2 protein-coding genes and 1 pseudogene are annotated in these 846 nt (G+C 65.1%); 1 reads left to right on the forward strand and 2 read right to left on the reverse strand.

Features of this window, described 5'->3' with window-relative positions:
• A pseudogene (locus ACZY0B_RS27825) lies at positions 1-138 on the forward strand (thiolase family protein); the annotation flags it as partial.
• Between the two features lie 98 nt (positions 139-236).
• On the opposite strand, the gene ACZY0B_RS27830 reads toward ACZY0B_RS27825, so the two are convergent.
• Both ACZY0B_RS27830 and ACZY0B_RS27835 read right to left on the reverse strand, forming a co-directional pair.
• Positions 237-599: a carboxymuconolactone decarboxylase family protein gene (locus ACZY0B_RS27830; RefSeq protein WP_463767434.1), complete on the reverse strand. Its 363-nt coding sequence runs from the start codon at positions 597-599 to the stop codon at positions 237-239.
• 46 nt (positions 600-645) lie between these two features.
• Positions 646-846, reverse strand: a 201-nt coding sequence (locus ACZY0B_RS27835) for a hypothetical protein (protein ID WP_463767436.1), incomplete at its 5' end; no start/stop codon positions are given.

Consider the following 846-nt stretch of genomic DNA (forward strand, 5'->3'; position numbering starts at 1 on the left):
CTGCGGCAGATCCACGAAATCGTTCGCCAACTGCGCGGTGAAGCCGGCGATCGCCAGGTGCCCGGGAGCCCGAAGGTTGGGTTCACCCAGCTGTACGGCGCCCCCGGCACCGCCGCGGCGACGATCCTGACGACCTGACCTCGGCGAGCAGTCCCCCGGCACTCGCCAACGCCTGAGCGGTTACACCGCTCGTCGAGTGTGAAGTGGCGGCGGCAACACGCCGGACGAGATCGCCGTCAGCTCACACTCGGCGCGTCCGCGAATTCGCAGAATGCGTCGTAAGCGCGAGCGCCGTAGATCGTGGCTGGCCCGCCGTGCATGAGAATGCTGACACCAATGGCTTCTGCGGCTTCCGCTTTGGAAGCTCCGGCACGAACGGCCCCCTGCGCATGTGAGGCGATGCAGCCGTCGCACTCGGCCACCACCCCGATTACCAACGCAATGAGCTCCTTGGTCTTTCCATCCAGAGCACCGGAAGTCAGTGCCGCCTTGCTCATCTCGCCAAATCCCCGGTATACGTCCGGGATCATCTTCCGCAGCGCGCGATGCTGCGGGTTGAGGTCGTCAAGTACGTCACGATAGTGGTTGTGATCGCTCATATTTCCTCCAACTCTAATACCCATCGGGGTATTCCCACAGTCGCGTCTACGCGCGCGGCGAAGCACCCGCCATCACCGGCGCCGGTGGCACCTCCGACCCAACAGGTCTCTGACACTTGCCCGCATCCGCGTCCTCGCCCAGAAGGAGAGAGCGAACCAACCGGCGGGGCCCGAAAGGTCGCAGCATCTCACTTGCCGGGCGCGGCCGCACGCGTTGTGGCCACCAGAACCAGCGCCCGAGCAATGC

The sequence above is a fragment of the Mycobacterium sp. IDUB_19 genome (assembly GCF_055419445.1).

Excerpts from the sequence above, each read along its gene's own strand:
- ACZY0B_RS27830 (WP_463767434.1), bottom strand. The coding sequence starts at position 599 with ATGAGCGATCACAACCACTATCGTGACGTACTTGACGACCTCAACCCG.